The 26,014-nt window shown below is 71.8% G+C and carries 16 protein-coding genes and 1 pseudogene; 7 read left to right on the top strand and 10 right to left on the bottom strand.

The window, feature by feature from the left end; all coding sequences use genetic code 11:
• Position 1 precedes the first annotated feature (1 nt).
• From JJJ15_RS08525 to JJJ15_RS08535, 3 genes are all read right to left on the bottom strand, one after another.
• On the bottom strand, positions 2–784 hold the full coding sequence (locus JJJ15_RS08525) for a potassium channel family protein (RefSeq protein ID WP_200510454.1): 783 nt from the start codon (positions 782–784) through the stop codon (positions 2–4).
• A gap of 230 nt (positions 785–1,014) precedes the next feature.
• On the bottom strand, positions 1,015–6,372 hold the full coding sequence (locus JJJ15_RS08530; RefSeq protein WP_200510455.1) for a DUF3418 domain-containing protein: 5,358 nt from the start codon (positions 6,370–6,372) through the stop codon (positions 1,015–1,017).
• A gap of 257 nt (positions 6,373–6,629) precedes the next feature.
• Positions 6,630–7,484: a class I SAM-dependent methyltransferase gene (locus JJJ15_RS08535; protein WP_246741984.1), complete on the bottom strand. Its 855-nt coding sequence runs from the start codon at positions 7,482–7,484 to the stop codon at positions 6,630–6,632.
• Positions 7,485–8,021: 537 nt separating this feature from the next.
• Here JJJ15_RS08535 and JJJ15_RS08540 point away from each other — a divergent pair.
• Both JJJ15_RS08540 and JJJ15_RS08545 read left to right on the top strand, forming a co-directional pair.
• Positions 8,022–8,465 carry an RpiB/LacA/LacB family sugar-phosphate isomerase gene (locus JJJ15_RS08540; RefSeq protein WP_106110278.1) on the top strand — a complete coding sequence of 148 codons (444 nt, stop codon included), beginning with the start codon at positions 8,022–8,024 and terminating at the stop codon, positions 8,463–8,465.
• A gap of 244 nt (positions 8,466–8,709) precedes the next feature.
• Positions 8,710–11,010 (top strand): serine/threonine-protein kinase, encoded by a 2,301-nt coding sequence (locus JJJ15_RS08545; RefSeq protein WP_200510457.1) that lies wholly within the window; start codon positions 8,710–8,712, stop codon positions 11,008–11,010.
• A 549-nt stretch (positions 11,011–11,559) separates the two neighbouring features.
• On the opposite strand, the gene JJJ15_RS08550 is transcribed toward JJJ15_RS08545, so the two are convergent.
• The 3 genes from JJJ15_RS08550 to JJJ15_RS08560 form a co-directional block, all read right to left on the bottom strand.
• Positions 11,560–12,147, bottom strand: a complete 588-nt coding sequence (locus JJJ15_RS08550) for an RloB family protein (protein WP_200510458.1) — start codon at positions 12,145–12,147, stop codon at positions 11,560–11,562.
• 1 nt (position 12,148) lies between these two features.
• Positions 12,149–13,453, bottom strand: a complete 1,305-nt coding sequence (locus tag JJJ15_RS08555; RefSeq protein ID WP_200510459.1) for an ATP-binding protein — start codon at positions 13,451–13,453, stop codon at positions 12,149–12,151.
• Positions 13,454–13,544: 91 nt separating this feature from the next.
• Positions 13,545–14,873 (bottom strand): ATP-binding protein, encoded by a 1,329-nt coding sequence (locus JJJ15_RS08560; protein ID WP_106110281.1) that lies wholly within the window; start codon positions 14,871–14,873, stop codon positions 13,545–13,547.
• Positions 14,874–15,860: 987 nt separating this feature from the next.
• Here JJJ15_RS08560 and JJJ15_RS08565 point away from each other — a divergent pair.
• Positions 15,861–16,256 carry a VOC family protein gene (locus JJJ15_RS08565; protein WP_200510460.1) on the top strand — a complete coding sequence of 132 codons (396 nt, stop codon included), beginning with the start codon at positions 15,861–15,863 and terminating at the stop codon, positions 16,254–16,256.
• Positions 16,257–16,550: 294 nt separating this feature from the next.
• On the opposite strand, the gene JJJ15_RS08570 is transcribed toward JJJ15_RS08565, so the two are convergent.
• The 3 genes from JJJ15_RS08570 to JJJ15_RS08580 form a co-directional block, all read right to left on the bottom strand.
• Positions 16,551–16,904, bottom strand: coding sequence for a DUF6176 family protein (locus tag JJJ15_RS08570; protein ID WP_200510461.1), 354 nt, complete (start codon positions 16,902–16,904; stop codon positions 16,551–16,553).
• A gap of 349 nt (positions 16,905–17,253) precedes the next feature.
• Positions 17,254–17,880 (bottom strand): NAD(P)H-binding protein, encoded by a 627-nt coding sequence (locus tag JJJ15_RS08575; protein WP_200510462.1) that lies wholly within the window; start codon positions 17,878–17,880, stop codon positions 17,254–17,256.
• Between the two features lie 242 nt (positions 17,881–18,122).
• The gene (locus JJJ15_RS08580; protein ID WP_165271644.1) at positions 18,123–19,445 is read right to left on the bottom strand and encodes a Fic family protein; all 1,323 of its coding nucleotides are present in this window, start codon (positions 19,443–19,445) and stop codon (positions 18,123–18,125) included.
• A gap of 393 nt (positions 19,446–19,838) precedes the next feature.
• Here JJJ15_RS08580 and JJJ15_RS08585 point away from each other — a divergent pair, with 393 nt between their 5' ends.
• The 4 genes and pseudogenes from JJJ15_RS08585 (at position 19,839) to JJJ15_RS08600 (ending at position 25,166) form a co-directional block, all read left to right on the top strand.
• On the top strand, positions 19,839–20,624 hold the full coding sequence (locus tag JJJ15_RS08585) for an SIP domain-containing protein (protein WP_246741985.1): 786 nt from the start codon (positions 19,839–19,841) through the stop codon (positions 20,622–20,624).
• Between the two features lie 259 nt (positions 20,625–20,883).
• Positions 20,884–21,387, top strand: a pseudogene (locus JJJ15_RS13180) (helix-turn-helix domain-containing protein); the annotation flags it as partial.
• Positions 21,388–21,805: 418 nt separating this feature from the next.
• The gene (locus JJJ15_RS08595) at positions 21,806–23,497 is read left to right on the top strand and encodes an MDR family MFS transporter (RefSeq protein ID WP_200510463.1); all 1,692 of its coding nucleotides are present in this window, start codon (positions 21,806–21,808) and stop codon (positions 23,495–23,497) included.
• A gap of 289 nt (positions 23,498–23,786) precedes the next feature.
• Complete coding sequence (locus JJJ15_RS08600; RefSeq protein ID WP_246741986.1) at positions 23,787–25,166, top strand: hypothetical protein; 1,380 nt, start codon at positions 23,787–23,789, stop codon at positions 25,164–25,166.
• Between the two features lie 70 nt (positions 25,167–25,236).
• On the opposite strand, the gene JJJ15_RS08605 is transcribed toward JJJ15_RS08600, so the two are convergent.
• On the bottom strand, positions 25,237–25,992 hold the full coding sequence (locus JJJ15_RS08605) for a hypothetical protein (protein ID WP_200510464.1): 756 nt from the start codon (positions 25,990–25,992) through the stop codon (positions 25,237–25,239).
• Positions 25,993–26,014 lie beyond the last annotated feature (22 nt).

Below are 26,014 nucleotides of genomic sequence, written 5' to 3' on the forward strand. Positions count from 1 at the left end.
CTCAGCTCCGTCTCGACGGCTCGGGGGCCGGCGGGCGCCCGCTCACCACCAGCTCCTCCTGCAGAGCGGTCACCTGGGCGCTCAGAGCCGCGACCTGGGCGCTCAGGGCCGCAACCTGCGCCCGTGTGGCCGCCTCCTCCTCGGCGTTCTCCTCGGTCACCAGGGAGACCACCCAGGAGGCCAGGGTCGCCGTGACCACGCCAATGAGGGCGACCCCGGCCACCATGAGGACCGTGGCGATACCGCGCCCCGTGGTCGTCAGCGGGGACAGATCCCCGTAGCCCACCGTGGAGACCGTCGCCAGGGACCACCAACAGGCGTCCTCGAAGGTGGTGATGGACGCCCCCGGGGCCTTCCGCTCGGTGTCCAGCACCGCCAGGGCCGAGACGAGTACCAGCAGCAGGACGCTGCCGGCGGTGTAGGTGGTGATCCGCCCCCGCAGGGCCGTCCCGGGGCCGCGGTGCAGGACGCTGACCAGGGCGATGAGCCGCAGCAGGCGCAGGGGGCGCAGCACCGGCAGCAGGACCGCGGCCAGGTCCAGCAGGTGGTGGAGGAACCAGCGCCCCCGCTCCGGGGCCAGGTACAGGCGGGCGGCGTAGTCGACGGCGAACAGGGCCCACACGACGTCCATGACCACCTCGGCGTACAGGCGCCGGGTCCCGTGCAGGTCGGCCAGCACCTCCCAGGCGTAGGCGGCCAGGAAGAGCAGGGCCGCGGCCGCCATCGGCCACTCGGTCAGGTGCTCCCAGCTGCGCAGACGCTCTGAGGCAGGACGGACGGACATAACACGGATCCTACGGGCCCGTCCCGGTCACGTGCAGCCAGGGGCACCCTGTGCGGTCCGGGGACGACGCGGGCCGCGGCCGTCCCCACGTCCGTGGCGGGGCGCGAGGCCGGCGTCTGCTCCCGGCTGATCGCCGACGCCGGTCCTCACGTCCGTGGCGGGGCGCGAGGCCCAGGGTGCCCGTCAGGAGCCGGGTTCCACCTGGTGGCGGCCCACGCCCAGGGCGTCTGTCAGATGCTCGCCAGGAGCCGGGAGATCCGCTGGAGGCTGACCTTGCGGCTGGTCCCCAGGGTCTGGGCGAACAGGCTCACCCGCAGCTCCTCGACCATCCACCGGGCCTCCTCCAGCACCTCCTGGCGGTGGGCGTCCGGGGGCAGCGCGGACGCCCGCGCCCGGGCGGCCTCCACCAGGTCCACGGCCTGGCCCACCTGGTAGGACAGGGCCGCGTCCTGGGCGGCGGCGCCCGGGGAGGAGGCCGCCCGTTCCACCCGCACGGCCAGGGCGGACAGGAACCGCGGCAGGTGCGCCAGCTCCTCGGTGGGCGTGGAGACCACGAACCCCGGGTACACCAGCTCGGCCACGTGCTCGCGCACCTCCTGGAGGGTGGCGAGCAGGGTCAGGGAGGTGTGCTCCCCCACCGCCTGCTCCACCCGGCGCACCGCCTGGAGGGTGCGCACCACCATGACCGCGAGCCGGTAGACCTCGTCCTCCAGGTGCTGACGTACCCAGGCCACGAGGTCCTCGAAGACCGCCTGCTCGCGCACCTGCGCCAGGGGGCGGCCGGCCTGGTCGGCCCACCGGGAGGCTACGCTGCGGGCCGCCGCGAGCTGGAGGTCGGCCACCAGCTCCGGGGTGCTGCGGTACGGGGAGGCGGCCAGGACCAGGGCCTCGTCCCCGCTCCACCGGCTGCTCACCCGCCCGGGTGGCAGGACCGTGCGCGCCAGTGCCAGGGCCGTCACCCCCGCCCCGTGCTCCCGCTCCTGGGACCCGGCGTCGGGCAGGATAGTCAGGTCCGCACCCAGAGGCGCCTGCCCGGTACGGCTACCCGGTGCCGACCCGGTGGCGCCCACCGTCCTCCCGGGCCCCGGGTTCTTCCCAGGTCCCTTCCCGGGATCCGGGTCTCTCCCGGGCCCGGATCCCTTCTTGGGGCTCTGGGGGCCGGGCCCCTTCCCCGGGCCGGGTCCGCCCGTGGAGCCCGCGTCCGGTCCCGGGATGCCGGCGCGACGCTCCTGGGCGTCGGGGCGCAGACGAGCCGCCCCGCCGCAGGCCACCAGCGTGGGGTAGCCGCGCACCACCAGGCCCGCCGCCCCCGTGGACTCCACGGTGGCCGGGATGGTGGAGGCCTGCGGGCCCTCCAGCCCCGGTACCCCGGTGGGCCAGTTGGTCAGCCCCGCGCGCTCGGCCAGGCCCGTGCGCAGGCCGGCTCCCGCGCCCCGCCCCGCACCGGGGACGTCCCCGGGGCCCACCTGCCCCGGCCGCCCGGCCCCGTGCCCGCCCCGGCCCGCCCCGGTGGCCCCGGCCGACCCACCGGGGCGTGCGGCCCGGACGCCCTCACCCCGGGCCGCACGCCCCTCCCGGCCCTGTCCGGCCTGGCGGCCCTGTCCGGCCTGGCGGGAGGAGTCGCGCTCGCGGGCCTCGGCCATGGCCTGGGCCAGGGCCCCGCGTACCACCGAGCGCACGGCGGCCTCGGTGCGCTCCGCCAGCCGCCTCTGGAGGGCCACCAGGTCCCTGCCACGGGCCAGCACCTGCCCCTCGGGTCCCAGGCCCACGAAGCCCATGCGCAGGTGGTCGGGCAGGTTCTCCTCCACCGCCTCCCAGTCGGCGTCACCGACCTCCACGTCGCGCAGCCGCGCCACGGCCGCGGTGAAGGCCTGACGGAAGGGCAGCGGCGGGGCACTGACGTCCCCGGCGCCGTCGGCCCCCGGGACCTGCGCGCGTATCTCCGCCCATACCTGGGCGCCCACGTCCGGGGCGGGCACCAGCTGGCGGCGCACCCGCTTGGGCAGGGCCCGGATGGTGGCCACGCACAGCTCGGGGCGCATGCCCGCCACCAGCCAGTCGAACCCCTCAGGCTCCAGCCGTCCCAGCACCTCCACCGGCACCTGCACGCTCACGCCGTCGTCGCCGCGGCCGGGCTCGAAGACGTAGTCCAGCCCCAGGGTCAGGTCCCCCTGCACCCAGGTGTCGGGGTAGCCGCTGGCGTCGCCCCCGCCGGGCAGCAGCAGGTCGCGGGTGAAGTCCAGCAGGTCGGGGCGACGCCGCCGCTCCCGCTTCCACCAGGCGTCAAAGTCGGCGGCCCCGTACACGTCCTCGGGCAGGCGGTCCTCGTAGAAGCGGACCAGGACCTCGTCGTCGGCCAGCAGCCCGTGGACCCGACGCCGCCGCTCCACGTCCCCCAGCTCCTCGACCAGCTCCCGGTTGCGTTCCACGAAGGCGTGGCGGGCGTGCCAGCCGCCCTCGACCAGGCCGGAGCGGATGAACATCTCCCGGGCCACCTCGCGGGCCGCCTGCGTGCCCACGCTCGCCAGGGTGGCGGGGCGGTCGGCCACCAGGGTCATGCCGTACAGGAGGACCTTCTCGTGGACCATGGCCGCCCCGTGGCGGGTGGACCAGTACGGCTCGCCGTAGACGCGCCTGAGCAGCCCGGCCGCCCCGGCCGCCTCCTCCACCCAGCGGGCGTCCACCTTGGCCACGGTGCGGGCGAACAGCCGGCTCGTCTCCACCAGCTCGGCGGTCATGACCCAGTCGTAGGTCTTGCGACGCAGCCCCGAGCCGGGCCAGATGGTGAAGCGGGTGCCGCGCGCCCCCGCGTACTCGCGCCGCCGCTCGTCCCAGCTGCCCACGTTGGACAGCAGCCCCACCAGCAGGGAGCGGTGGATGGCGTCGGCGTCGGGGGTGTCCGCGCTGCGGCCCAGGGCCACGACGGCCGCGGCCACGTCCCCGTGGGCGATGGTGGCCGCCTGGGTGCCCGCCTCCAGGGCGTCGCCGGCGGCCCGGATGGCGCGGGCGGTGGGCAGCTCCACGGGGGCCGCGTCCAGGCCCAGGGGGCGGGCCATCTGCCGCAGCTGGGCGTGGACGTCAAACCACTCACGCACCCGCAGGTAGTGGATGAACTCGGTGCGGCACATGCGCCGGAAGGCGCTTCCGGACAGCTCCCGGGCCTGGGTGCGCAGGTAGCGCCACAGGTTGAGGTAGGTCAGGAAGTCGCTGGTGGGGTCGGCGAAGCGCCGGTGCAGGGCGTCGGAGGCCTCCTGCCTGTCCACGGGCCGCTCGCGCACGTCCTGGATGGACAGGGCCGCCACCACCACCAGGACCTCCCCGGCGCAGCCGCGCTCCCCGGCCTCCAGCAGCATGCGCCCCAGGCGCGGGTCAATGGGCAGACGCGCCAGGCGTCGGCCGACCGGCGTCAGGCGCGGGCCCCGCCGCGGGGTGGCGCCGCGGCCGGTGCCGCTGGCACCGTGACCGGCATTGTGGCCGGTACTGTGGCCGCCGTCGTGGTCGGCATTGTGGCCGGTACTGTGGCCGCCGTCGTGGTCGGCATTGTGGCCCCCGGTGGCCTCGTCCTGTGGGCCGGTGCCGTGACCCCGGGCGTCGCGGCCCTCGGCCTCAATGGCCCCGATCTCGGTGAGCAGCTGGACGCCGCTGCGCACCTGGCGGGGGTCGGGGGCGTCCAGGAAGGGGAAGTCCTCCACCGCCCCCAGGCCCAGGGCCGCCATCTGCAGGATGACGGACGCCAGGGAGGTGCGCAGGATCTCCGGCTCGGTGTACTGCGGGCGGGAGTCGAAGTCGGAGCGGGAGTACAGGCGGATGGCGACGCCGTCGGCCACGCGCCCGCAGCGGCCCGCCCTCTGGTCGGCGCTGGCCCGGCTGACCGGCTCAATGGGCAGGCGCTGGACCTTGGTGCGGTTGGAGTATCGGGAGATACGCGCCAGGCCCGGGTCGATGACGTAGCGGATGCCCGGGACCGTCAGGGAGGTCTCGGCCACGTTGGTGGCCAGGACGATGCGGCGGCACGAGTGCGCCTCGAAGACCCGGTGCTGCTCAGCAGCGCTCAGGCGCGAGTACAGGGGGACGACCTCCACCGCCCCGGGGGTGCGGGCGCGCCCGTCGGCGGTGTAGCGGGGGCCCAGGTGGTCGGCCAGGGCCGCCTCGGTGTCACGGATGTCCCGCTCACCGGCCAGGAAGACGAGGATGTCGCCGCTGCCCGTCCCCATGAGCTCGTCGACGGCGTCGAGGATCCCGGTGACCTGGTCGCGGGGTTCACCGGGGTCACCGGCGCCTGTCCGCCCCCCGGCGCCCGTCTGGCTCCCGGCGCCCGCCTGCCCCCTGCCGCGGGCTCCCCCTCCCCGCGGGGAGGCGGCGGAGCGGACGGCGGAGCGTGCGGCCTGGCGCCGGGCCCGGGCGGCGGAGCGGACGGCCGGGTCGGGTGAGGTCAGGGCCTCCAGCTCGGCGTCGGTCAGCTCCCCGGGGGCGGCCGGTGGGCCGGGGGCGGGGGAGCCCGGGGCCGCGCCTGTCGAGCCTGTACCTGTCAGGGACGTGCCCGTCGGGGACGTGCCTGCCCCGCCCGCCTCCTCCCGGGAGCCCTCGGCACCCTGAGGGGGCGCGCCGTCAGTGCCGGGGGCGCCGTCGTCCTCGGCCTCCGGGGTAAGGGGCCGGTAGCGGATCTCCACGGGGTAGGTGCGCCCCGAGACCTCAATGACGGGGGCCGGCGCGGTGAGGGGCTCGCCGTCCCCGCCTACCCCGCGGTGCCCGAAGTGCTCGGCGAAGCGCGCCGAGTCAATGGTGGCGGAGGTGATAATGACCTTCAAATCCGGGCGGCTCGGCAGCAGGCGGGCCAGGTAGCCCAGGATGAAGTCGATATTGAGGCTGCGCTCGTGGGCCTCGTCCACAATGACCGTGTCGTAGCGGCGCAGCATGGGGTCGGTCTGGATCTCGGCCAGCAGGATGCCGTCGGTCATGAGCTTGACCAGGGTGGTGGGGCCGACCTCGTCGGTGAAGCGTACCTGGTAGCCCACCACCCCCTCACGGCCGATCGGCGTGCCCAGCTCGTGGGCGATGCGCTCGGCCACGCTTCTGGCGGCGATACGCCGCGGCTGGGTATGACCGATCATCCCCGTGACGCCACGGCCCAGCTCCAGGCAGATCTTGGGGATCTGGGTGGTCTTGCCCGACCCGGTCTCCCCGGCCACGATGACCACCTGGTGGTCCCGCACGGCCGCCGCAATGTCCTCACGCCGGGCGCTGACCGGCAGCTCGGCGGGGTAGGTCAGGGTGGGGACGGCCGCGGCGCGCGCGGCCAGCTGCTCGGGGGTGAACCCGGGCCAGGGGCCGCGGCGGGGGCGGCCTGGGCGGTCCGGGCGGCGGGGACGCCCTGAGCGCTCCGCGCGGCGGCCCTCGCCCCGGCCGCCGCGGTGCGGTGGGTGCTCACGCTGGTGGTCCTGTCCCCGTGGGGCCTGAGCGTGCTGGCCCGGGTCAGAGCCGGGGGGACGGCTGGTGCCGGTGGCGTCCTGCGTCTTCGGGGCGGGGCCGGTGACGCCCGCGGCTGCTGGTGTGGTGGCGTCCTCGGTGCGCTGCGTCTGACTCTCCATAGGTGCCCCATTGTCCCCCACGGGCGGTGCGGCCCCCGAGTGTGGGCGCGTGCTTCGCCTGACAGCGGCAGGCGGCCACCAGCCCGAGGCGCCGGGCCGGCCACGCGACCAGGTGCGATCGGGTGGTGCGGGGTGCGGGCCCGGTGGTCGCACCCGGCTGCTGGCGGGCGGCCTACCAGGTGGGGGCGGCGGGCGGCCTACCAGGTGGGAGCTGCTGGCAGATGACCTATTAGCGGTAGGCGGCCACCAGCCCGGCCTCAGGCGGGCCGGTGGGCGGTGAGGACGAACTGGAGGGGCAGGCGCTCAGGGTTCTCGCGCAGCCGCCAGCCCTGCTCGTCAAGGACCATGAGGTCGGGCCACGGGCACCACGCCGCGTGCCGGGTCTCCTCAAAGGAGTCCAGGACCAGCCCAGCCCCCAGCAGCGAGGTGAGGATCTCGCCCACGGAGTGGTTCCACTGGTGGTTCACTCCGTGGGAGACCACCGGGCCGTCCTCGGGGCCGGTGACGTAGCTGCCGGCGTCGTCCCAGGTCAGGGGCTCAGCCTGCTCGAAGTAGGGCTGCTCCACGCGCAGGCCGTCGGAGACGTCCTCGCCAATGGTCATGAACACGGGGTGGTCGTCGCGCAGCAGGAGGCGCCCGCCGGGGCGCAGCAGCGAGGCCACCACCTGCCCCCAGGCGACGACGTCCGGCAGCCAGCACAGCACGCCCAGCGAGGTGTACACCAGGTCGAAGTCCCCGGTCACCGCCTGGCGGGCGTCGTAGACGTTGGCCTCCACGTACTCGATGCCCGTGGCAGGCCCTGCGCAGCGGCGGGCGATGTCCCGGGCCCTGCGCAGCGACTCCCCGGACAGGTCGACGCCGACCACGCGCCGCGCCCCCAGCCGGGCCAGGCCCACCGTGTCGGTGCCCAGGTGGCACTGGAGGTGGATGACGTCCCTGCCAGCCAGGTCGCCCAGGCGCTCGCGGTCCTGGGCGAGCTCGTCGCTCATGGCCGCCGGGTCGGACACGAGGCGCTGGATGCCGTAGCCGGAGGCCTCGTGAAGGGCGGCCCGGTCGTCCCAGTTGGCACGGTTGTCCGCGAACCAGGCGGCCGGGGTCGAGGGGCTGCTCACGGGCGCGAGTATATGGGCCCGGTGTCGGGGGACCGGGCGGCCTCGATGACGTCCGTGTCGTAGCCGCCGGGTATGGGCCCGGTGGCGGCAGGCCGGGGGATGGCGCGGTACTGACGTCCTGTCCCCGGGGGTGCTCCCGGCGGGGGACGACGCCGGGGGCGGGCTGGAGGTAGCGCTATTGCCTCCAGCGAGGCTTTCCCGCAGAGGCCGACGCCGGTACTTACTCGGGCGCAGCTTACCCCGCGCGTCAGCGCCCGGCCCCGGCCGGTCCAGCCCGGTCCAGTTCGTCCTGGGCGCCTCGGCGGGCGGTACGGCGGCAATCCGCTTCGCCCTGGACCACCCCGAGCGCACCCGGGGACTCATCCTCTACTCCTCCGCCATGCCGTGCCCGCAGCGGCCCCGCAAGATCGCCGGTTACGTGGGACCGCCCAGACTCCTGCACAACGACCTGGTGATGTTCCTGCTCAGTGAGGAGCAGGCCGTCGCCGCCCAGCAGGTGCACGCCCGCTGCGCGCCAGGATCTGGGAGGATCCGGGTATGCGAATTGTCATTGGCGCACCTGACAACGGAGCGGTCCTCAAGGACGCGCTCAAGGCCCACCTGGAGGACGACGCGCGCGTCAGCGCCGTCACCGACCTGTCCGAGGCTGGCATCACCTACCCACAGGTCTCCTTCCTCGCTGGCCAGGCCGTTACCGAGGGGCGGGCCGACCGCGGCATCCTGGTGTGCGGCACCGGCGTGGGCACCGCCATCGCCGCCAGCAAGGTCAGGGGCGTGCGTGCCGCCACCGCCCACGACCTGCTCACCGTCCGCGGCTCGGTGGAGAACTACGACGCCCAGATCCTGTGCATGGGACAGAACGTCATTGCCGCCCCTGCCGCCTGGGCCCTGGTCGACCTCTGGCTCGACCTGCGCCACGACCCCGCCAGCGCCTACGGCCCCAAGGTCGGTGAGATCGAGGCCTACGAGGCCGCCCACTGAGCTGGCGTGCACCTGCTGAGCGACGACAGCCCGGTCTCCCCCTCCGCCTCAGGTCCCACTGGCCAGGCCCCGGCTCCCGTGCCCACCCGGGTGCGCCCGCGCTACCGCTCGGTCAGGTCATTGAGCCTGCCGGGGCCGCCCCGGCGACCCCGGCGGGGCGGGGCCGCGGCTGGCTGCTTGTCGGCGCCGGGCTCGTGGACTACCGTGGAAGGCCCCTGTCCTCTGCCCCTTCCCAGGAGTGGTGATGAGCGAGTCCCCCGACCCCGACCCCGACCCGCAGGACGCCGGGCGGCACCTGGGCAGCCTGTACGTCCTCGAGGAGCGTATCGGGGCCGGCGCCCAGGGCGAGGTCTGGAAGGGCCGTGCCCGGGGCTCCTCGGAGCCGCTGGCCTTCAAGATCCTGAGCTACGACCTGAGCCTGGAGCACACCGTGGTGGAGGCCTTCCTGCGGGAGCGCAAGGTCCTCCAGAAGGTGTCGAGCCCCCTGGTCGTGCGGTTCCGCGACCTGGTCGTCGAGGGCGCCCGCCTGGCCCTGGTCATGGACTACGTCGGCGGCGGGGACCTGCGCGGGCTCATGGGCACGCAGGGCCCCTTCGAGCCGGCCATGGCCGCCTGGATCGGCACCTGCGTCGCCACGGGCCTGGCCGCCATCCACCAGGCCGGGGTCATCCACCGGGACATTAAGCCCGCGAACATCCTCATTGACGCCTCGACGACCCCGGGCACGCCCCGGGTGGCGGACTTCGGCATCGCCCGGATCTGCGACGCGGCCGCCTCCACGCGCTCGACCCTGAGCGGCGGCACCCCGCTGTACATGGCCCCCGAGGTGTACGAGGGCGGCCCCCAGACGCCGGCCGTGGACGTCTACTCCCTGGGCGTGGTGCTCTACCAGATGTGCTGCGGGGTACCGCCCTTCGTCGGCAACCCGATGCAGGTGATGCGGGCGCAGGCCACCCAGGCGCCGGGCCGCCCGGAGGGCATCCCCGACCCCCTCTGGGAGCTGCTCGCCGCCATGCTCGCCCGGGCCCCCCAGGAGCGCCCCGGTGTCCTGGAGGTGCAGCGCCGTCTGAGCGAGATGGTGACCTCCCTGGCCGGCCTGCCAGCTGCCCCCGCGCTCACCCAGCCCCCACCGGGTCAGGCGCTGCCCCACAGCGGCCCCGCCGGGACCGCGGGTGCCGTGGCGGGCCCGGTCTCACCCCCGGTGGCCGGTGTCCTGGGGCCGGTCGACGCCGACGCCACGGATCCCTCGACGGCGCGCACGCTCGTCGGCACGCTCCCCAAGGGGGCGGAGGCTGTCCTGGCCGGGGTCACGCTCTCGCCCGGCGCAGGCGCCGCCCAGGCCCCCGACGCCCTGGTCTCCGGGGACCTGGCCTCCGGAGCCCTCCCGCCCGGGACGCCGCCAGAGCTCCTGCCCGCGCCCAGGCGGCGGCGCGTCGTGCTCCTCGTCGTCCTCGTCCTGCTGGTCCTGGGCTGCGGTGGTGGGGTAGTGGCCCTGTCCGTCCTCGGCCAGGACGACGACCCCGCCCCGACCCAGGCCGCGGGCAGCCCGTCCACGAGCCCGGCCACGAGCCCGGACGCCGGGCAGGCCACCTACGACCCCCAGGGCACTGCGAGCCCGGGCGGCGGCCAGACCCCCGCCACCGACGCCGCCGGCGACCAGGAGGCCACCGGCGTCGCGAACTCCCTGCTGACGGCCCTGGCCGCCAATGACGAGCAGGCCGTCTGGAACACCACGACCCAGCAGGCCCGGCTCCAGCTCGAGGACACGCTCCCCGGCTCCGGTACCGCGGTGCGCTCCTACCTGGTCAGCTCCACGTCCGCGTCCGTGCACTGCTCGCAGGCCGACGCCGACCCCCGTGTCCCCCTGGGTCCCGGGCAGGTGCCCTGCACGGTCCCCGTGACGTGCGCGGGCCCGGAGTCCACGACCTGCCCCCGTCCGGTGCTCGTGGTCGACGCCTCCTCGGGCACCGCCCGGGTCGCCCTCGTCGCCCTGCCCGCCAAGGGCGCCGTCCCCGCCGTCGCCTCCCCCGACCTGCCCCGCACGCAGATACCCGTGCAGGACGCCCCCGGCGTCCCCGACCTGGGCGACGCCACGCTGCCCCTGCCCGAGGGCTGCGCGGTGGCCGCCACGGCGTCGTTCCGCTCCGGCTCCGCCCTGGTGTCCAGCGGGAGCGAGGCCTCCCTGGTCTACCTGCGCCACCCGGTCACGACCATGTCCACCGCGCAGGGGCAGGTCACCCTGGTACCCCTGGAGTGCCATCGGGGCGGCAACAGGGACCTCTTCCACACGCGCCTGGCGGTCTACTCCTCCGACCGCGCCCTGCTCGGGGACTTCGCCCTCAGGGAGGCGCACAGCGGCGCCGAGGCCGGTATGGTCACCCGGGTCACGGTCTCCGGTAGCACCGTCCACCTGGAGTGGGTGAACCAGGAGACCGCGGGCGACCGCTCCTGCCACCTGTGCTCCACGGGCTCGGGCAGCATCGACCTGACCTGGACGGGCACGGGGCTCACGCCCAGCGGTCTGAGGACGGGCAACGGATCCTGAGACGGACTTGGCGTGGGAGCGTTCTGCGCAGACTGCCTCCTGCGCTACGGTCGTAGTGGGAGTGGTGTGTGGGGACGTTTTGTGCACAGGGTGACGTTTTGTGCGTAGGGTAACGTTTTGTGCAGAAAGTGACGAATCTAGGTCGCTTTGTGCGCAATCGGTTACCTTCTGCACAAAATGTTCCGCTGTGTGCCGTACAGCGCGGGCGGGGCGGGGCCTGGTTGCGGGGGTCGGGGGGCTGCTGGTGGTGCGGGGGGCGGGGCCCTCCCGGGGATCCTGCCGAGTGCGACAGTGGTTGGCCGGAGCGGTGTCTGCTGGTGGTGCGGTCTGTCGGGACCGGGGTGGTGTTGCACATTCATCCTGGGGTGCTGGCAGGGGTGGTGGCGTAGTTCCAGCGGTTCCCCGCCCTCGGGGACGTCCGGGAACAGGATGAATGTGCAACGGCGCCCGCGTTGCACATTCATCCTGCCTCCCGGGTCCGGGCCGATAGGCGAATCCGCGTGGTCCTGCCATTTACTGATCGCGGTTTGTAGAAAGAATGTGCAACTCCTACTGGATGAGCCCGAGGCTCCTGAGGAGGTAGGGCATTGTCGTTGAGGGACACTCTCCCTGGGTGTCCGGCTCGGGGAGGGAGCCCGGCGGCAGGTAGCAGCGCCCGGCCGCCTCCGCCATGGCGTCCCAGGGGAAGTCCTCGGGGATCTCCTTGCACTGCTTCTTGGGCAGTTTGGTCAGCTCCTGGTAGTGACGACCTGCCTCGGCCTGGTCCTGGTAGCGGCGGACAGGTCCATAGTGCGCGTTGAGCCAGACCTCGAAGCAGGGGACGGACACGATAGCGTGGACCGAGGTCCGCCTGTGGTTCCTGTCCAGCTTCTGGCACTGGTCGAGAAAAGGGCGGCGGTCAGTGCCGTCATGGTCGACGACGACCCAGACCTCGGCGAAGCAGCTAATGTCAGGGCGTTTTCTTCTCAGCTCCTTGACGACGGTCTCGGGAGGCCCATTGACAGAGCGGACGGTTATCGTTATATCGTTTCCGACCATCCTCTTGAGGCGGGTGAGGTAGGACTTCTCCGTCTTCTTCCCGTTGGTGACGAGGAGAACGGTGCGCCGCTCGGTGCGCCGCGGGCGCCGTGAGGCCATGTCAGTCCTCCTCCAGGCCCTCTGTCAGGATGCGGCGGATGCCTGACGTATCGACCCGCGGAACCGCGCCAAAGGCGCCGACGAGGTAGCGGCGCTGCTTGTTGGTGCCCTTGCGGGTGCTGGTGAAGTCCGCCAGGGAGAAGAGCTCGCTGGAGCCGTCCGCGTGCTTCTCGCACATCCAGATCTCGTCCCTCTCCAGGAGCTGGGTGGGGGAGTTGTCCATGAGGGAGGTGTCGTGGGTGGTGAAGACGATCTGCGCGCCGGAGCGGTTGAGGTCGGTATCCTTGAACATCTCCACGATCTCGGCGGTCAGCGCGGGGTGCAGGCTGGCGTCGAGCTCGTCGACCAGGAGGACCTGTCCGAGTCGGAGCGCCTCGATCGCCGGGCCGATGGTGGTGAACCAGGTGAGCGTGCCCTGGCTCTGGTCGCTTATGTCCAGGCGGTGCTCCTGGCCGTCCGCACCCGTGTGGGCGAATACGAGTGAGCGTTGAAAATCCCGGAGCATCTCCTCGGGGATCCTGGTCTCGCCTTTGTCGTCCTTCCCCATGAGGCGTCTCAGGTTCTCCAGTAGTTGCGGAGCGAGTTCCAGCTCCTCCAATTCGACGCGGGTAATGCCCAGGTCGGCGGCGTGCGCTATGGCATTACTGAGCTCGCTCCACTGGGTGGGCCTGTTGTCCAGGTGCCGCATGATCCACCGCAGCCATCTTTCGCGCTCCATGTCACTGTGGTGGATAGAATGCATGGCGCGCAGGCTGCGGGCGACCGGGGCCAGGGTCTCGTGACGGTAGCGCAGGGCGACGGCGAGGAACAGGTCCTCGACGGTGGTGATGCGCCGGACCTCGGCGGTGGCGCCCCGGAGCGTGGGACCGGCGTCAATGACCGGGGTGTCGTCCTCGGGGCCCTGCGTGCGGGCAAAGAGCCTCCTCCAGCGGGGGCCTGCCGTCCACAGCTCCTCGCGGGCCACGCCCCAGGAGTGGGCCTTGACGCTGTAGCGGAACCGCTGGTCGGCGTGGGTGAAGCCAATGGTGTAGGAGGTGGGGGCGGTAGTGTGCTTGGTGTCCAGCAGGTAGGGCTGGTGCAGGAGGCCACGGTGGCCGCCCACGGCGTCGCATAGGCACTCGACGGCGTCGAGCAGGGTGGACTTGCCGGAGGCGTTGGCGCCGTAGAGGGCGGCGACGCGCCAGGTCTCGTCCTCCCAGGAGGAGCCGGGGCGGGGGGTGAGGGTCTTGAGGCTGCTGCGGGTCAGGTCCAGGACGGCCTCGTCGGCGAAGCAGCGGTAGTTGACCACGGAGAAGTCCAACAACATGGTCACATAGTAGCATATAGGGCAAAATCAGGAAAAAATTTCCTCATTGGGTGTCTCGTGGGCCTGTCGAGGCCCTCTGGCTCGAGCGGACTCAGACCGCGGTGCGTCCTGGGGCGGCCTCGCCCGGACTGGGTGCGGACTGCGGGGTGAGGACCACGTGCGGCGTCCTCGGGCCCTGCCCGGCCTGCTCGGGCCGGGGCCGGTGGACCACGGCCGTGAACGCCACCCCCGTGTCGTAGAAGTCAGGCGCCTCCAGCCCGTGCCCGCGCAGGGCCTCGCGGACCTCCGTAATACCTCCGCCCTCGCCCTCGACGACGCGGATCCCGTCGGGGCCACGCAGGTGCTGGCAGATAGCGTAGAGGAACTCGTTGGGGGCGGACCGTCCCTCGGGGTGCCCCAGCTGGGAGGTGGTGAGGGCGTACAGGCCACCGGGGTTGGTGATGACCAGCCGGTCCCGGCTGAGCCGGATGTCCACCTGCTTGCCGCGGGTCGTGGGGCTGAGGCTGCGGTGGACCAGCGCGTTGGCAGTGAGCTCGCGTACCGCGGGCAGGGGGATCTCGGGGACGTCGACGGCGTGGCCGTCGTCCCGGTACGCCACCGCGCTGCTGGTGTTCCGCTCGACCCAGGCCATGGCGTCCTCCAGCAGCACGGGCAGCGGCCCGCTCAGGTGCACCAGGTCGCGTAGCCTGGGGCCGCCGTCGCGCGGCAGGTGGACGGCTGCTGTCACGCTCAGGGACGGGATGAACTGCTGCGGGTACTCGCCCAGCGCGTAGACCCCCGCCAGCGTCAGCCTGTCGCCGTGCGGCTCCAGGACACCAGTGCGGCGCAGCAGGGTCTCCTCGTCAATACCCTGGAGGCGCCTCGAGGTGCGTCGGACCAGGTCGGTATAGGTCGCACGAAGATCCGGATCCAGGTCGGCAAGGCCTGAGCCGTCAACCGGGGTGGCGTCATCGTGTACGCGGGTACGGCTGGTGAGCCTGAGGATCTCGACCTGCGTGCGCTCCTGCTGGCTCATCTCGTAGTCGCCGTCGGCCTGGCGCAGGTAGGCGCGTCCCTGGTAGGTGCAGGGGCGGTCGGCCAGCGGCAGCCCGGCGACGTCCACGAAAAGCGTGGCGGAGCCGTCAACCTCCATCTGGGTGAAGCTGACCTGGACCGGTGGGACGACGCCGGAGCGGGCCTGGGCGGCCACGGCCTGCTCCAGGGCCGAGACCTCGGTCAGGCCGGTGGGTGCGAAACCGCGGGACTCGTCCAGCCCCAGGATGATCGTCCCGCCCTCGGGCATATTGCCGAAGGCGCACAGCGTGGGCCCCAGTGCGGGGACGCCAGCGGCAGCACTCTTGACCTCCACCTCGGTGAGGTCGTGGTGCCTGCGTCTCAGAGCGGTAATGAGCGCGGCTGCTGACCGGGCGTCCCAGGACATAGGAGGAGTCTAGACGAGGCCGAGGCACGGCTCCGCCCTCCCCGCCCCGCCCCTCTTCGCGAGAACGGTACTTATTTCTCGTGAGAACGGTACTTGTTCGTGGGGGTGGTGTTTGTGGTGCGAGTGGGGTGGGGGGGCTGGTTGTGTGTCGTGTTTTTGGGGTTGGTCTGAGGTTCTTGAGGGAGTTAAGGCGTGGATGAGGTGGGGTCTGTCTGTGGAGGGTTGGGGTTCCTGGTCGTGTGGGTGGGGGTGGTGTGTGGGGACGTTTTGTGTATAAGGTAATGTTTTGTGTAGAAAGCGACGAATCTAGGTTACTTTGTGCGCAATCGGTTATCTTCTGCACAAAGTGTTCCGCTGTGTGCCGTACGGCGCGGGTGGGGCGGGGCCTGGTTGCGGTGGGCGGGGTGTCTGCTGGTGGGGTGGGGGCGGGGTCCTGCCGGGGATCCTCCCGGGTACGACAGTGGCTGGTCCCGCCATTATGACCGCAGCCAGCGTCATTGCGTGGTCCTCTCAGGTGCGACAGTGGTTGGCCGGAGCGGTGTCTGCTGGTGGTGCGGTCTGTCGGGACCGGGGTGGTGTTGCACATTCTTTCTGGGGTGCTGGCAGGGGTGGTGGCGTGGTTCCAACGGTTTCCCGGCCCGGGGGACGTCCTGAGGCAGGATGAATGTGCAACGCGGGCACCGTTGCACATTCATCCTGCCCCCGGGGCCCGCACCGTTTGGCGGATTCGCGTGGTCCCGCCGTTTACTGATCGCGGTTTGTAGAAAGAATGTGCAACTCCGCCGTCCGGGCCAGCCGACGGCCTGACCGCGGCCCCGGCCCGGCCTGCCAGCGGGTCAGCGGCCCCCGGCTCGGCCCTCGGAGGCCGCGGGCCACCCGAACGCACAGGTCCTGGGCAGCTACCCTGCTCCCGCAGTGCCGCGACCTGCTCCCACCGCTCTGGTACAGGGCGTTTCGTCGTGGGGCTCGCAGCGGGACAATCCTCCTGTGCGTATTACCGGCATTGACCACCTCGTCCTCACCGTCGCCTCCATCGAGGCCGCTGTCGACTTCTACTCGCGCGTCCTGGGGATGGAGGTCATCACCTTCGGTCAGGGGCGCACCGCGCTGCGGCTGGGCGACCAGAAGATCAACCTCCACGATGCCCGGGCCCCGATCGTCCCGCACGCCGCCCGCCCCGAGCCCGGCAGCGCGGACCTGTGCCTGGTTGCCGTCGGCGGGATCGACGTCGCGGCCGCGCACCTGGAGGCCTGCGGCACGCCCGTCGAACTCGGGCCCGTGGACCGCGCGGGCGCACTCGGCCCCGTCCGGAGCCTGTACGTGCGCGACCCCGACCGCAACCTCGTCGAGCTCGCCTTCTACGGCGAGGCCAATGAGACCTGAGGCGGCCAGCCCGAATGGGCCCGCCCCGTGAGGAGGGGGCCCGTGGCGGGGGGTGACGAGCCCGAGGGAGGGGCCGGGCTGGCCCCATAGGGAGGGGGCACGGCTCGGCGTCGAACCTGGGTGCATCCGCTCGCGGCCCACCCCCGCGCGGAAGGGGGCAGCTGCACAGTCTTGGCTACATCTCCTCCGCCGGCCCGCCCACCCCCGCGCGGAAGGGGGCAGCTGGGACGGGATGCCGCCGGAGACTGACGTGCGACCCGCCCCCTGACGCCAGGCCCGCCCCGCGCAAAAAAGTCAGTCGTCAATGGCGTCCTGGACGGCGGCCGTCACCACGTGCTGGCGGACGGTGAGGTCCTCCGGCGGGAACGACGGGTCAATGCAACGCCTCCAGTAGTCGAGGTGGGCCCGGTCGAGCCAGTGCCCGCTGGAGGTGACGTCGTCGCCACCCTCACCCTGGACCGAGTACCAGTACAGGTACTCGACGCTGTCGACCGTCTCGGAGAAGATCGTCTCGACGTGCATGTGCTCCGGCCCGAGGGTCTGGCGGACGGCCTGCTCGTGATCGCGCAGAAAGGCCATCCACTCCTCGACGACGCCGCCTCGCCCGGGTAGCACCCGGAATCGCGTGAGCTCCACTCGCACGGCCACGACCCCAGTATGGCACACCCGCAAGAGTTGGCACACCCCCAGCGAAGCCGCTGGTACGCACGGCAGCACCTGTCGCACCCGCGAGGGGCGGTGGTCCCCGGTGCCTGGTGCTCCGGACTGGCCCGCCCCCTCACCGCAGCACTCGCCCTCACCGCAAGAGGCCCCCGGCGCCCGGCATGCGGGCTGGCATTCCCCGCACGCTTGGCACCGAAATGGAAGAGGCCCCGGGCCCGGTCGAGCCCGGGGCCGGGAGCTCCTGGTCCTGCCTGGCTACCACCCCGGCCCCCGGCGTGCGGGCTGGCATTCCCCGCACGCTCGGCACCGAAATGGAAGAGGCGCCCGGGCCCGGTCAGTCGGTAATGACCGCGTCCCGGCGGATCCAGGCGGAGTCGTGCGCCGCCTTGTGTATAAAGGCGCCGACGTCGGCACGGCTGATGCGCGGCATCCCCCGCATCTTCATGCTCTCGGCCACACGGTAGGTGCCCCGTGCCGGGTTGTTCGTCAGGACGGTGGGGTAGACGATCGTCCACTCCAGTCCGCTGGCGCGCAGGATCCGCTCGGACGCGGCCTTGTCGGCGTAGATCCTGCGCACAAGGGTGCGATACGCGAGGCGCTGGAGCAGCGAGGCGGTGCGGATCGTCTCTCCCACGCCGTAGGCGGACAGCCAGACCAGGCGCTTGACGTCCGTACGCTGCATCGCCTCGACGACGGCCGTGGCGGCCCCCGTGAACAGGCCCTCCGGCTTCAGCGACCTGCCGCGCCCGAGGGTGACGATGACCACGTCCTGCCCCTCCGCGGCCCGGGCGACGTCGTCGGCCAGGGTGGCGTCCCCCTGGAAGACTGTGACCCGGTCCTCGACGTCGGCCAGCGCCTCAGGATGACGAGCGAGGACGGAGACGGTGTCGCCGGCCTTGAGCGCGTTCGCCAGGACGTGGCGGCCGGTCGGGCCGGTGGCGCCGAGGATCAGTATCTTCACGTTCGTATTCCTTGCCGGGTGCGAACTTCGCCAGCCAGTCTAGGTGACCGGCTTCGGGGACGGTGACGGTACGTCCGCGGGAGAGCGGTCCCGGCAGGCGGTCCGGGAGCTACTAGGTAGGCGATGCCGGTACGTCCATGAGAGGCGGGGCGCCCGGGCTTCCCAACGGCCACCGCCGGGTGCCCGCGTCTCCGCGCCGGGTACCTGAGCCTCCGCGGCCGCCATGCGCTCCGGACGCTCCCTTACGAGGTCGTCGTCGACTTCCTCTGCCTCTGAGGCATGCGGCTAGCCCGGTCGACACCGTGGTACGTCTCCGGGCCCAGCCTGGCCGGGGCGGGCAGGCGGGCGGCGGCGAGCTTCCTCTCCAGCCGGCTGTCCACCCACGTGATCGCCTTCACCACGCTGGGGGCTGTGTAGGCCCGCAGGCGCGAGCCGACCTTCTCCGTGGTCAGGATGCCGGCGGTCACCAGGGTCTCCAGCCCCCGGGCGGCCGCGGTGCGCGTGACCCCGTAGGTCTTTGCCGCCGTGCCGATCGTCAGCATCGGGGTCCCCGGCAGGTCGGGCAGGATGCGGGAGGCGGCCGAGCCCTCGCGCAGCGCGCGGTTGTCATTGTTCTGCTCGGACCAGTGCTGGAGCCGCTCCTCCCAGTCGGCCCGGATGTCCGCTATCTCGGCGGCGATCCGCTTGGCCTCGTCGCAGGCCAGGATCACCAGTGTCAGGAAGAGGATGATCCACTTCTCGTGGCCCGCGCCGAGGTCCTCCGTCCCGGTCTCCTCGGCCTGGCCGGGCTCGTAGGTCGGGTACAGCTCCTCGACGTACCTGTAGCGCATGGTCTCCATGACCAGGCTCATGGGCAGCGCGGCGCCGGTGAGGAGCCCACGGCGCGCCAGCACCATCTGGATGAGCATCCGCCCCACCCGGCTGTTGTCGACCACGAAGGGCTGGAGCGTCTCGAACTGGGCGTGGACCAGGGCCGCCTGGATGAGCGGGGCGTGGACGGCGCCGTTGAGGTAGGACAGCAGGTCCTCCGTCAGCTCCGGCACCAGCTCGGGGGGCGGCGAGACGAACCGGGCGTCCAGCGGGTTGCGGGAGGTGCCTCCGCGCCAGCTCTGCGTCAGCCTCAGGCCGTGGTGGTCCGGCGAGGTGGGCATTAGGCCGTCGTGGAGCTCCAGCAGGTCGGCCATGGTCACCAGCGGCGTGCGGGCCAGCCGCGTCGTGGCGCCCTTGAGCAGCATAATGTGGCGGACGGTGTCGTGGGCCTCCGGGGTCACCCCCTTGACCCTCTCGTGGCGGCCCAGCTCGGCCAGGACCACGTTGTGGGCCGTGGGGGTGATCCCCTCGATCCGCGAGGAGGTAATGGCCTCGCTGCGCAGGAGGAACTGCCCGGCCGCCGCCACGTCCGGCGACGCGTTGAGGTGGTTCACGCGCGCCTCCGCCTGGGCCGCCAGTAGCTGCGTGGTCGCGCTCAAGGTCAGGGAGGCCTCGCTCAGGGACCCTGGCACGTAGGCGTTGTACGTGCCCCGACGGCGGTCGCGGTCCCGGTACGTGGGCGCGAACGCGGTCATCTGCCCCTTCCAGAATTGGTCGACCCAGTGCCCCATGGTTCCCCTCCGTTTTATGCATAGGTTTATGCATGCTCTGTTGCAATCCTGGTGTCACTTTAGCCTTGAAGGTGTTGTGGCGCCATAACCGGCGTGTTGGGGCGTGGCGCGGCCCGGGACTGCACGTCGGCCGCCCGACTGTCCCGGGCCTCTCTTGGGCCCCTGACCCCGGGCCCCGGCACGGCCGCCCGTGGGCAGGCGCTCCTCGGGTCCCCTCCGGCGCCTCCGGCCCCGGCATGGCTGCCCCGCTCCGCCGTCGCCCCGGCCTCCCCCGGACCAGGGTGTGCCTGGTCTCACCCTGTCTCCTCTGTGGCCCTGGATATGATGACCCCCATCTCACCTACCTGAAAGGTCGTTATGGGCAAGGGATTCCAGGGCGCTGTGCTGCGCCTCCTCGGCGCCAAGGAGCACGTCGTCGCCGTCACCGGCAGGACCCAGCTGGCTGAGCACTTCGTGCGCATCCACTTCCGCTCCGACACCCTGCTGTCCGACGGCGACCTCTACCCCAGCGCCTGGATCCGCCTGTGGTTCCCCAACCCCGACGCCCCCTCCACCCTCCACCAGCGCGGCTACACCCTGGTGGACCCCGACCCGCGGGCCGGCACCTTCGCCATCGACTTCGTCCTCCACCACCCCATGGGCCCGGCCTCCTACTGGGCCTCGGGCTGCGAGGCGGGCGAGCAGCTCGTGGCCCAGCGCTTCGGCGCCCGGCCCTTCGCCCTCATGGACCCGCCCCCGGCTGGCTACCTCCTCCTGGGTGACCTCACCTCCTACCCGGCCATCACCTCGATCGCGGCCACCGTGCCCGACGACGTCCCCCTGGTGGCCTACCTGGAGCGCCACCACCCGCTCGACGAGACCCTCCCGCTGCCCGACGGCCCGGTGGTCACGGCCGCTTGGGTCGACGAGCTCCCCGACGGCCGGGGCCTGGTCCAGGCCGTCACCGGGCGCGACTGGTCCGGCTGGTTCGCCTGGATCGGCGCCGAGTCCCGCGCCACCCGGCGCGCCAAGTCCTTCCTGAAGCGCGAGCACGGCCTGGGCAAGGACTCCCTCCACGCCCAGGCCTACTGGATGCGTGGCAGGGCACTGGGGAGGTCCCGGACCCTCGACGAGCTCAACGCCGCCCACGAGTCCGAGCAGTAGGGCCCGGGGCCCACCGGGGTGCCTCGCGCCTCGGCGTGCCGGGCGTGTTCACGGTCATGGGGTGGCCCGCCGGGGCGCGTGCCCGGCTGGGAGGAGACGCGCTCACGGACTGCCTAGGGCGGCTGGCCGCGCGCCCGCCCCTTCGTGCCCTGGCCGTCGACGCGCTCGCGACCGCCAGGGCGGCTGGCTCACCGACGGGTGACTGATCTCGCACTTTCTGCATGGAGTGCAACTCTGCACTGAGTGCATTATTGGTGTCGTGACTCGGACCGACCTGCGCGCTGCCCACGCGCGACGCACCCGCGCCGCCATTCGGGCGGCCGCCCTGGCGCTGACCCGCGAGCGCGGTTACGCGGCCATGACGGTCGACGACGTCGCCGCTCTCGCTGGGGTCTCCCGCCGCACGGTCTTCAACCACTTCTCCTCCAAGGCCGAGCTCCTCGTCGTCGGCCCGGAGCCCCCCGAGCCCGAGGCGGTCGAGGCCTTCGTGACCGGCAAGGGGCCCCTCCTGGAGGATCTCGGGACGCTGCTGGTCTCCGGCGCGCAGGCCCTGGGGCCCGAGCGCGCCTGGCTCATGGCCTTCCCGCAGGTCGTCCGGGACAACCCGGAGGTCGAGCGCGCCGTGCACGAGCGCTTCCAGGCCGTCGAGCGGGTGCTGGAGGACGCCGCGTCCAGGCGCCTGGGGCTTCCGGCCTCCGCCCCCCGGGTGAGAGCCGTCCTGGCGCTGGCCGACGCGGTGCAGAGGGCCTCGATCCGCATGTGGGCCTCCTCCTGCGGGGCGGACGACTCCGCCCCCGGCCCGGCCAGCGGCCCCGCCCCCAGCCCGGGAGGAGCCAGCACGGGCGGCCCGGTCCCCGGCCCGACACCCGAAACCAGCGACCCGGCCCCCGACACGGCTAGCTGCCAGGGGAGGGCCGACGCGGGCACTGACCGGCCCCGGGCTGGCCAGGGGCGGGCTGCCGGGCCCGGTGGTCAGCCCGACCCGGTCCTCAGCCTGGCCGACGCCGTGCGCACCGTGGCCGCCGCTATTGACGAGGTCCTCGCACCTGCCGCCCCGCGGCGGCCGGCAGGCCCCGGCTCGCCACCCGGTCCGGCGCAGGCCCGGCCGGTCGCGGCGGCGTCGTGCCCGCCCCCGGGCCTCTCAGACCACTCTGTACCCTCAACACGTAAAGGCACTACTCGTGACTCAGTCCGCTACGGCGTCGCAGCCCCCCGGCACCAACCCTGCCGAGGCCGGGGGCGACTTCCGCCCCGACCGCCGCTTCTGGGCGGTCTACGCCTCCCTGCTGGTGGTCATGTTCCTGTCCGCCATGGATCAGACGATCGTCGGTACCGCCTTGCCCACCATTGTGGGGGACCTCGGCGGCGCCGCGCACATGGCCTGGATCCTGACCGCCTACATCCTGGCCATTACCGTGGCCATGCCGGTCTACGGCAAGCTCGGCGACCTGGTGGGGCGCAAGAACCTGTTCCTGGTGGCTATCGGCTTGTTCCTGATCGGTTCGGCATTGTGCGGCACCGCTACCTCGATGATGCAGCTCATCATCTACCGGGCCATCCAGGGACTGGGCGGCGGCGGTCTCATGATCTCCTCCCAGGCGATCACCGGTGACCTCATCCCGCCGCGCGTGCGCGGCACCTACATGGCCCCCATGGGCGCCATGTTCGGTATCGCCTCCATCCTGGGGCCGATCGTGGGCGGTCGGCTGACCGACTCGGTCTCCTGGCGCTGGACCTTCTGGATCAACCTGCCGCTGGGCATCCTGGCCTTCATCGCAGTCGCCATCGTGCTGCGCCTGCCCACCCGCCCGCTGACCGAGAAGATCGACTGGTGGGGCCTGATTCTCATGAATGCCGGGGCTGTGGCGATTGTCCTCATGGCGACTTGGGGAGGCAACGAGTACGCCTGGAGCAGCCCTGTCATCATCGTCCTGGGGGTTGCGGGTCTGATCTGCTGGGGGCTCTTCGCCTTCGTGGAATCGCGCGCCGCCGACCCGATTCTGCCGTGGTCGATCCTGATCAACCGCACCTTCGTCATCTCAACCATTGTGGGCATGCTCGCCATGGGCGGGATGATCGGCGTGTTGAGCTATCTGCCCACCTACCTGCAGATGGTCTACGGGTACTCGGCCACCGCCTCCGGTCTCCTCCTGGTGCCCATCACCCTGGGCATGCTCTCCTCCTCGATCCTCTCCGGCGTCCTGGTGGCCCGCAGCGACCGTTACAAGGTCTACCCGGTCCTGGGCCCGCTGGTCGCCGCCGGCGCCTCCTTCTGGCTCTCGCGCCTGTCGACGACGTCGCCCGTCTGGGAGGTCTCGGCCGCCACCTTCGTCATGGGCGCGGGCATCGGCCTGTTCTTCCAGCTCCTGGTCACCGTGGTGCAGAACGCCGTCCCTGCCCGGCACCTGGGCACGGCCACCAGCGGCAACAACTTCTTCCGCGAGGTCGGCGTCTCCCTGGGGGCCTCGCTCATCGGCGCGGCCTTCTCCTCCGGTCTGACCTCCAGCCTGGCCGATCGGATCGGGGCGCTGGCCGCCGGCTCTGATCCGACGGTGCTGGACTCGCTGGCTCGGTTCGGCGACGCCGATACCTCCTCGCTCACGCCTGCCCTCGTCAACCAGTTGCCCGCAGCCCTGCGCGACGCCGTTGCGAGCTCCTACGCCGATGCGCTCCTGCCGATCTTCGGCTGGATGATCCCGTTGTTCGCGGCCACGGCCGTCATCGCCCTCTTCCTGCCGGAGGTGCCCCTGTCCCGCAAGAACGGAATGGAGCAGGTCGCCGATGCCGAGGGGGCCGTGGCCGGGGAGGCCGATGGGGCTGGGGCGGCCGAGGGCGCCGATGGTCATGCCGCTGAACGCGTGGGCGAGCAGTAGAGGCGGGCAAGGATCCGCATTCCGGCACGCGAAGAGCCCGACGGCCGATCGCTCACGCGACGCGCGCGGTGATGCCTCGATATGCCGATGTGGAGTCCTTCGCGCATGGGGAGAATGATCCTTGACGCCTCGGCTCTCCGATTCATAGTGTGATCGAATCCGGGCGGAAATTCTCCCCGATGGCACGATATCCGCGGCGAGCAGGGGGAGGGCGATCGTGAGCGGTCGTCGAGGTCGGCGTCCAGTACTGATCTGCCTCATTGTGCTCTGCCTCGCCTGCGTCGCTCTTATGACGAAGGCGGTTATCTCCTTCGTCTCATTCTCCCCCCGATACGATCCGGTCGCAGACGAGCCGGAGGTCCTGTTCGATCTCAACGCCTCGGATTATGGGGAGAGGATGCGGATCGTGCCCTTGTCGGGTGACGCCGAGCGGAGCACGCTTCATGAGCCCGGGTCGTCGGTGACCTACGTCGGGATGAGTGATGGGGCGTCATCCGTGATCGTCGCCCTGGATGCTGCGACGGCCGAGGTGCGGTGGGACGCGCGGTTGACCGACTCCCGACCGCGTTGTGTGCCGTACGATCCGGAGCTCCGGTGCTCGACGGGTGGAGAGCTCGTGGGCATCTCGGAGAGCGATGGGACTACGACCGTGCTGACGGCGCTTCCGTCCGATGACTACCGGGTGAGCAAGAATCAGGAGGAGCGCATCACGTATCTCCTGCCACCGGTGGACGGCCGGTTCCAGGACTACCAGGTGATGTGGATCGATGAGAGGGATCGCGTCGTGATCCTGCCGTGGTCGCCGCCCCCGACTCCGTGCGCCGAGGCCTCCGGGACGAGCTTCAAGGATGTGGACCCCCACACCGGTGTGGGCGACCACGATCTGCTGGCCGCGGTGGTTGTTGACGGGTGGATGGTCCTGTCGGCGGTGGACACCGGGGAGATCGTCGACCAGCGCTTCGGCGATCTTCGGGAGAGGACTGGCGAGAGCGGCCCGCTGCTGTCGGGCGACGAGGCGTGCGGGTCGGAGTGGAGTCAGGTGGACGTGTCCTACCCTCCTCCTCATCGAACAGTCTTCAGCGTGGTCCCGCTTCCGGCGGAGAAGGTGCCGACGTCTCCGCCCGCGGACGAAGCGAGGCCGGTCCTCTGGAGAAATGGGGGGCGCACTCGATGGTGCGTCACTCCGGACGGCGAGTTCGGGGAATGGCGTGAGGGGTCGATGTGGACCTATGACGTCGTCGATCTGCGCGGTTCTCGTGTGGAGAACGCCTTCACGGACGGAATCGAAGTGGGCAAGGGCGCCGTGGCGGGGACGACGATGGGAGGGCTCTCGGAGAAGAGTGATGAATACTGGGTCATGGTCTCCGGGGGCGGCATGGTCTCCGTTCGGAAGAATGGTGAGGGCGAGGATCGTCATAAGATCGTGTGGAGTGCGGATATTGGGGACGACGAGTGGGAGGCGAGAGGCGGTGCCGTCATGACCCGCGACTCCGATGGGCGGGTGACCGCTAGGAGCATTGATAGCGGAAGAAGGCTGTGGGACCTGGATACTCCGGGAGAGATGCACTGGGAGGAGAACTCGGGGGAGCCCCGAGGATCAGTCGATAGCAATCCCGTCCTCATCCTGACCGCGGATTCCCGCATTCTCATGTACGGGCACCGGGGCTGACGGGTCCGACGGGGACTGGCGCGGAGGGGATCGGGAGCGGATCGGCGGAGCCTCGCGGGGCGCCATCGGCTCAGGACCGGGCCAACGGCCCCTCCGCCCAGGCGATCTCATCATCCGCCAGCCCGGGCAGGGCCTGACCGGAGACGATGAAGCGGGCGCGCTCCCACGGTCGATCGGCGGCGAAGAACGGGCGCTCGCTGCGCGCCCACCAGTGCCAGAACTCCACGGACTCCTGCTCGTCGCCGTTCGTGCCCTCGTCGATGTCCCGCGCGATGCCGCGCCGCTCGGCGACCTCGTCGTCGGTCTGCATCCAGATGTGGATATCGACGAGGTCGGCCACCGCGCGCATCCCCGAGCCCGTGCCCTCCACGATCACGAGCGGTGCGCCCGCGGTGATGGTGATGGAACCCTCGCGTCCGTGGCGCTGCCATGCCGGGGGCCTGAGATCGAGGGATCCGTTCCGGCGCAGCTCGGTGAGTGCGGCGACGAGCAGGTGATCCCACTGGAACAGGGGCTCGTTCCAGTCGAGGTCGTCGATGTGCAGCACCTGCGCGTCGGGGACGACGGAGGTCAGTCGTGAGGTGACGGTGGTCTTGCCGGAGCCGCTGCGCCCGTCCACCGCGATGATTCCCGGACGACCGGCGGGTTGGATCACTCGGTTGAGGACGGCCAGGACATGGTCGGCGAATGCGCGCTCATCGCTGGCGTACCAGTCGGGGACCGGCGGCTCCTCCGGCTGGAGCACCGCCCGATCCTGAACCGGCAGAGCGCGCCGTGTGATGGCCGGGACGCCCGAGCGGGGCTGCGTCGTGTCGTTGGAGCACATGGGTCGATGCTACTAACTCAAC

Origin of the sequence: Actinomyces sp. HMT897, from assembly GCF_016626125.1 — a bacterium.
Taxonomy (GTDB): Bacteria; Actinomycetota; Actinomycetes; order Actinomycetales; family Actinomycetaceae; genus Actinomyces.

Bases quoted from the DNA above. Each gene is read 5' to 3' on its own strand.
- JJJ15_RS08525 (WP_200510454.1), bottom strand. From the start codon at position 784: ATGTCCGTCCGTCCTGCCTCAGAGCGTCTGCGCAGCTGGGAGCACCTG.
- JJJ15_RS08530 (WP_200510455.1), bottom strand. From the start codon at position 6,372: ATGGAGAGTCAGACGCAGCGCACCGAGGACGCCACCACACCAGCAGCC.
- JJJ15_RS08540 (WP_106110278.1), top strand. From the start codon at position 8,022: ATGCGAATTGTCATTGGCGCACCTGACAACGGAGCGGTCCTCAAGGAC.
- JJJ15_RS08545 (WP_200510457.1), top strand. From the start codon at position 8,710: ATGAGCGAGTCCCCCGACCCCGACCCCGACCCGCAGGACGCCGGGCGG.
- JJJ15_RS08550 (WP_200510458.1), bottom strand. From the start codon at position 12,147: ATGGCCTCACGGCGCCCGCGGCGCACCGAGCGGCGCACCGTTCTCCTC.
- JJJ15_RS08555 (WP_200510459.1), bottom strand. From the start codon at position 13,453: ATGTTGTTGGACTTCTCCGTGGTCAACTACCGCTGCTTCGCCGACGAG.
- JJJ15_RS08560 (WP_106110281.1), bottom strand. From the start codon at position 14,873: ATGTCCTGGGACGCCCGGTCAGCAGCCGCGCTCATTACCGCTCTGAGA.
- JJJ15_RS08580 (WP_165271644.1), bottom strand. From the start codon at position 19,445: ATGACCGCGTTCGCGCCCACGTACCGGGACCGCGACCGCCGTCGGGGC.
- JJJ15_RS08585 (WP_246741985.1), top strand. From the start codon at position 19,839: ATGGGCAAGGGATTCCAGGGCGCTGTGCTGCGCCTCCTCGGCGCCAAG.
- JJJ15_RS08600 (WP_246741986.1), top strand. From the start codon at position 23,787: ATGACGAAGGCGGTTATCTCCTTCGTCTCATTCTCCCCCCGATACGAT.
- JJJ15_RS08605 (WP_200510464.1), bottom strand. From the start codon at position 25,992: ATGTGCTCCAACGACACGACGCAGCCCCGCTCGGGCGTCCCGGCCATC.